Source organism: Streptomyces sp. NPDC001153, assembly GCF_053598315.1.
The window spans coordinates 1-5,389 of the sequence record NZ_JBSFJZ010000110.1 but is presented as its reverse complement, the minus strand read 5'-3'; the positions used below and the strand labels follow the sequence as shown (position 1 = coordinate 5,389).

Here is a 5,389-nt window from a genome sequence, read left to right as displayed (position 1 = left end):
AGCTACCTCGCCGGCCTCCACCTCCGTGCCTCGATGATCTGGATCAACGACCTCCTGAAGGCAACTACCTGATCACAACATCACACAGGCCCTAGCGGAACAACGGCGCCGACGTCAGCCGCAGCCACAACTCAAAGCCTTATGAACCGCCCTCTCACAACCCGCCCTCGGCGAACTGCTCGGCGTAATGCAGCAGGCCGCCTTCGGCAAGGACCGAATCCGGCTACCAGTACGGGCCGACGCCGGGGCGACGACCACACGTCACAGCGATCGTCGCCGCGAACGAATGTCGTCGGCGGATCCGAGCACGAACATGCCGACCCCGACGCACGATCCGTTCAGGCACGGCGAGATCGCCGCCGCGCCCGAAGCGAACCGCCTCACCTCCCCAGCCCTACACCTCACCACCCGACCCGTCCGACCCGCCCCCGCCGCCGCCCTGCAGCGCAGCGAGCGTCAGCACCTGGTCGCCGATACCCCAGCCACCGTCGGCGACCTCCTCGACCAGCACCATGGTGGTGGCGCGGGCGCGTTCGCCGAAGATCTCCACGTAGAGCTCTGTTGTGCGGTGGATGATCTTCTCCTTCTGTTCGGGGGCGAGGGTGCCGGCGGGGACCTTGAAGTTTGCGAATGGCATGTCTGGTTCCGTTCTTGTCAGCGGCTGGCGTGCTGGGGGAGCAGGTCGGCGATTCCGATGCGGCCTGCGAAGCCGTGGGCGACGGTGATCGCCGGGGCGGGCGTCGTCAGGCGGCCAGTGCGGTGCGGCCTGCCACAAACACCCGGGCGACCTCGGAGACGCGCTTGCCCAATTCCCTGGCGGTGGCGACGTCCGCCTTGTGTACGCCCTCCGTGCCCTGGTCATTGTTGCTTTGGGCGCCGGCGCCCAGGAAGAAGCCCAGCCGGTTGAGGTCGTTCTCTGACGCCGTTGAGGAGTTCCAGCCGGGCAGCAGGCCCAGGCCAACCCAGTGCATGCCGAGCTGTGCGGCGAGGACCGTGAAGTTCTGGAGGGTGTTGAGCTTGTCGCCGCTCTTCGAAGCCGAGTTGGTGAAGCCGGCCGCGATCTTGTCCTTCCACTGCTGGGTGATCATCCGCTTTGCGGTCTTCTCGGCGAAGGCCTGGAAGACGGCGGAGGCGGCACCCATGTAGGTGGGCGAGCCGAAGATGATCGCGTCCGAGCCGTCGAGGAGGCTCCACTGCTCGTCGGAGATCTGCTCGAGGTCGATCAGGTGAACAGTGGCGCCCTCGGCGGCCGCGCCGTCGCGGACGCCCTCGGCGATGACTGCGGTATGGCCGAAGCCGGAGTGGTAGGCGATGGAGACGACAGGTGTGGTCACGATCACTTTCTCCTTAACAGATACGTGTAGATGCGTGCTGCTCGATGCGTGCTGCCCCGGATATGGGAGGCATCGGGGTGAGCCGACACCCAGAAGAGCACGTTCTTTTTGAAAGCGCAATCCAGCAGTGAGCGCTAACTGCTGGTACGCTTTGTGAATGCACAGTGACAGCACGACGCAGGAGCACACCGGGGCAGGCAGCGAGCGAGCCTTCGACGTCTTTGCTCGCGCGTGCCCCTCGCGGCCGACGCTGGAGCACGTCACAGGCAAGTGGGGCAGCCTGACGCTCAGCGCGCTCAGCTCGGGCACGCTGCGCTTCAACGAAGTGCGACGGCGCGTCGATGGCATCAGCGAGAAGATGTTGTCGCAGACCCTGCGTGCCTTGGAGCGCGACGGCCTGGTGCATCGCTCGGCGCAGCCCGGGAACCCTCCGTGGGTGGACTACACACTCACTGAACTGGGCGAGGCGACCGCCGCACGCCTGCTAGACCTGATCGACCTGGTCCACCGCCAGATGCCCGAGGTGCTCGCCGCCCGAAATCGCTACGACACGACACAGGACGCACAAAACCACCGCCCATAGTCGCCGTCGGACCCGACCCTACGACCCAGCCGCCCAGGCGACGTCGCGCCGGTGGATGTCGCCCGATGCGATGAAGGAAACAGGGCTTCCCGCTCCGGGCGGCGGGCGCGAACCATGCTCGGCCTGCTCGTTGTCCGGATCCACAAAAGTGGTCATCACTCGGTAGACCGTGCCATCCCCGATGCCGGCCTTGCCGGGGGCGTACTCGACGACGCATCGCAGCCCGGGGCCGCTACGGTGTGTCGCGGATCGGCATGATCAGCGTGACCCTCGATCGCATTTGCGGGCGCTGCATCGCCGGCTGTGATCACGAAATGCGCGGCAAGGGAGCCGCCGGGTAGATCGGCGGTTCCTTTCAGGTGCGGATCGTCAGGGGTGCTTCGGTGACCCCAGTCGCGGCGCCGTGACGCCCGGGTCGGGAGGCGGTGCGGGTGGTGCCCCGGTCGTAGGATGACTGGAGGAGGCTCGGACCCATGTTGCGCGGCAGGACTGCCGAATGTCGGCGGCTCGACCAGCTGCTCGCCGAGGCGCGATCGGGCTACAGCGGCACGCTGGTGATCAGTGGGGAGCCGGGGATTGGCAAGTCGGCGTTGCTGGACTACTTGGCGGGGCAGGCGTCGGGGTGCCGTGTCGTCCGTGCCGGGGGTGTCGAGTCGGAGATGGAGCTCGCGTTCGCCGGCTTGCATCAGCTGTGTGTCCCGATGCTCCACCAGGTGAAGCATCTTCCGGGTCCGCTGCGAGACGCGCTGGAGGCTGCGTTCGGTTTGCGTGCCGGGGACTCGCCGGATCGCTTTGTGATCGGTACGGCAGTCCTGATGTTGTTTTCGGACATCGCGCAGGAGCAGCTGTTGGTCTGCCTGGTGGATGATGCGCAATGGCTTGATCAGGCCAGCGTGCAGGCTCTGGCATTTGTCGGTCGACGGTTGCTCGCCGAGTCGGTCTTGTTGGTGTTCGCAGTGCGGGAGATCAGCGAAACCGAGCTGGACGGTCTGCCGGAGATGGCGATTGCAGGGCTCGATGACAAGGATGCGCGCTCGTTGATCGAGTCGGCGATCGGCGGGGGACTGGACGCACAGGTGCGAGACCGAATGGTCGCTGAGGCACGCGGCAACCCTCTGGCCCTGCTGGCGTTGCCTCGATGGTTGACGCCGGCGCAGCTGGCCGGCGGGTTCAACCTGCCTGGCGCTGGGTCGTTGGCGAGCCGCATCGAGGAGAGCTTCCTGGTGCGGGTGAAGTCGCTTCCGCCACCGACGCAGAGACTTCTGTTGACGGCGGCGGCTGACCCTGTCGGCGATGTCGCCTTGTTGTGGCGTGCGGCTGAACGGCTTGGGATCGGGGCGGAGGCGGCAGCACCAGCCGAGAGTGCCGGATTGCTCGAACTGGGTACCCGGGTGCGGTTCCGTCATCCGCTGGTGCGCTCGGCGGTCTACTGGGACGCGCCCCTCTGCGACCGCCAAGCTGTGCATCGCGCGCTGGCCGACGCCACCGATCCGCAGCTCGACCCTGATCGCCGGGCATGGCATCGCGCCCGTGCCGCGCTGGGCCCGGACGAGGAAGTTGCCGGCGAGTTGGAGCAGTCGGCTGAGCGGGCACGAGCCCGCGGCGGCTGCGCGGCGGTGGCGGCGTTTTTGGAGCGGGCGACCGAGCTGACACCCGATACAGCCCGGCGTGGAGCCCGTGCGCTCGCGGCCGCTGAGGCGAAGCTGGACGCTGGGGCGCCTGATGCGGCGTACGAGCTGACCGCGACTGCGGAGTTGGTCCCGTTGGACGAGCTGCAGCGTGCCCGGCTGGAGCGGCTGCGCGGGGAGATCGCCTTCGCCCAAAGCCGCGGCAGTGACGTTCCGCCGCTGCTAGGGCCTGTGTCGAAAGTGGCTGGCTGTGACTCTGTGGCCTGTGTTTCTATTCCGGAGTGAACATCGAGAGCTCCGGGGTGCCTGATGAGAGGCCGAGCCTCTGCGTCCGGCAGAGGGCTGATGGCGATGTTGAGGAGTGTGTGCGGGTCCTCGCGGAGGTCCATCAGCTTGACGGCTATCCGGTGAACTGGCCTGATCGGCCGGGCGAGTGGCTGTCACGCGGTCCCGTGCTGGGCTCCTGGGTTGCCGAGCTCGAAGGCCGCCTGATTGGGCATGTCAGTTTGTCGCAAGGCGGCGAAGGTGATCTGGCCCCGATGTTGTGGAGTGAGCGGAACGGGGCGACGCGGGGTATGACCGCCGTGGTCGGCAGACTGTTCGTGGCCCCGCAGGCGAGGGGACATGGGATCGGTGCGCTGCTGATCGGCCGAGCAGTGGAGGAAGCGCGGCGTCGTGGCCTGCATCCGGTGCTCGACGTCGTCGCATCCGATACTGCCGCGGCAGCCCTGTATGAGCGGCTGGGCTGGAAGCTGATGGCTACAGTCGAGCAGCAGTGGAGCCCTTACCAGACGGTGGCCATCCTCTGTTACGCAGCGCCATCGTGACGTGGCGGGTCATAGCCACTCGTTGATGGCCGCGACGAGGACGGTCGCTTCGTAGCGGACCGCGAGCTTGTCGTACCGGGTGGCCACGGCGCGGTGCCTCTTGAGACGATTGATGCCACACTCGACCGCGTGCCGGGCCTTGTAGTCCTGCGGGTCGAACTTCGGCGGCCGGCCGCCGCGGAAGCCGAGTTTCTTGCGGTTGCGGGCCTGGTCGGCCTTGTCCGGGATGGTGCAGCGGATCCCGCGCCGCCTCAGGTAAGCGCGGTTCTTCCGGGATGCGTACGCTTTGTCGGCGCGCACCCGATCGGGCCGGGTGCGCGGCCTGCCCGGTCCGGGACGCGGGACACGGACCTTGTTCAGGACGGGCTCGAACTGCGGGGAGTCGCCCCGCTGCCCGGCCGTGATCACGATGGAACATGGGCTTCTGGCCCTGTTCGACGGCCAGGTGCAGTTTCGTGGTCAGGCCGCCGCGCGAGCGCCCGAGACCATGGTCGTCCGGTTCGATGCTGACGCCGCCAGGTGGCTCCTTCTGCAGCTCCCCTTTTTCCTCGCGCCGGCGGCGTGCTGGTGGGCCCGGCACACCGTGGAGTCGACGTTGATGTCCCAGGTGATCAGCTCTTTCGCGTCGGCCCGGGCCTGGAGCGCGGTGAAGATTCGATGCCAAGTGCCGTCCCGTTGCCACCGGCGGAACAGGTCGTAAGCCCGGCTCCACGGCCCGTACTCGGCGGGCAGGTCCCGCCACGGGATGCCGGTGCGGACCCGGAACCGTATGCCGTCGATCAGCTGCCTCCTGGCCCACGCCAGCGGCCGTCCGGGCTTCTTGCCTTTCGGCAACAGCCTACTGCCCATTGCGCGTCCGTCAGATCTCCACGTGCCACGAACCAAGATCATCGCACCATCAAGATCCACTTTCGACACAGGCCCTAGGTGTATTGATCACGAGCGTTGTTAACGCTGGCCGGTCTTGATCGTGGCGAAGGCCCCCGTGTGTGGTGGAGGTGTCGAATCTTCACCGCA

5 protein-coding genes and 1 pseudogene are annotated in these 5,389 nt (G+C 67.1%); 3 read left to right on the top strand and 3 right to left on the bottom strand.

Annotated features, from left to right (window positions below):
* Window positions 1–394 precede the first annotated feature (394 nt).
* On the bottom strand, window positions 395–637 hold the full coding sequence (locus tag ACWDEN_RS47735; RefSeq protein WP_382726866.1) for a tautomerase family protein: 243 nt from the start codon (window positions 635–637) through the stop codon (window positions 395–397).
* A gap of 106 nt (window positions 638–743) precedes the next feature.
* Window positions 744–1,334: a flavodoxin family protein gene (locus tag ACWDEN_RS47730; RefSeq protein WP_450864378.1), complete on the bottom strand. Its 591-nt coding sequence runs from the start codon at window positions 1,332–1,334 to the stop codon at window positions 744–746.
* 157 nt (window positions 1,335–1,491) lie between these two features.
* Between ACWDEN_RS47730 and ACWDEN_RS47725 the strand changes: the two genes are divergently transcribed.
* The 3 genes from ACWDEN_RS47725 to ACWDEN_RS47715 all read left to right on the top strand — a co-directional run bounded on the left by ACWDEN_RS47725 (window position 1,492) and on the right by ACWDEN_RS47715 (window position 4,372).
* On the top strand, window positions 1,492–1,917 hold the full coding sequence (locus ACWDEN_RS47725; protein WP_362820375.1) for a winged helix-turn-helix transcriptional regulator: 426 nt from the start codon (window positions 1,492–1,494) through the stop codon (window positions 1,915–1,917).
* 473 nt (window positions 1,918–2,390) lie between these two features.
* The gene (locus ACWDEN_RS47720; RefSeq protein ID WP_450864377.1) at window positions 2,391–3,830 is read left to right on the top strand and encodes an AAA family ATPase; all 1,440 of its coding nucleotides are present in this window, start codon (window positions 2,391–2,393) and stop codon (window positions 3,828–3,830) included.
* An 80-nt stretch (window positions 3,831–3,910) separates the two neighbouring features.
* Window positions 3,911–4,372, top strand: coding sequence for a GNAT family N-acetyltransferase (locus ACWDEN_RS47715; protein ID WP_351623415.1), 462 nt, complete (start codon window positions 3,911–3,913; stop codon window positions 4,370–4,372).
* Window positions 4,373–4,381: 9 nt separating this feature from the next.
* Here the strand turns inward: ACWDEN_RS47715 and ACWDEN_RS47710 are convergent.
* Window positions 4,382–5,250 (bottom strand): annotated as a pseudogene (locus ACWDEN_RS47710) (IS5 family transposase).
* Window positions 5,251–5,389 lie beyond the last annotated feature (139 nt).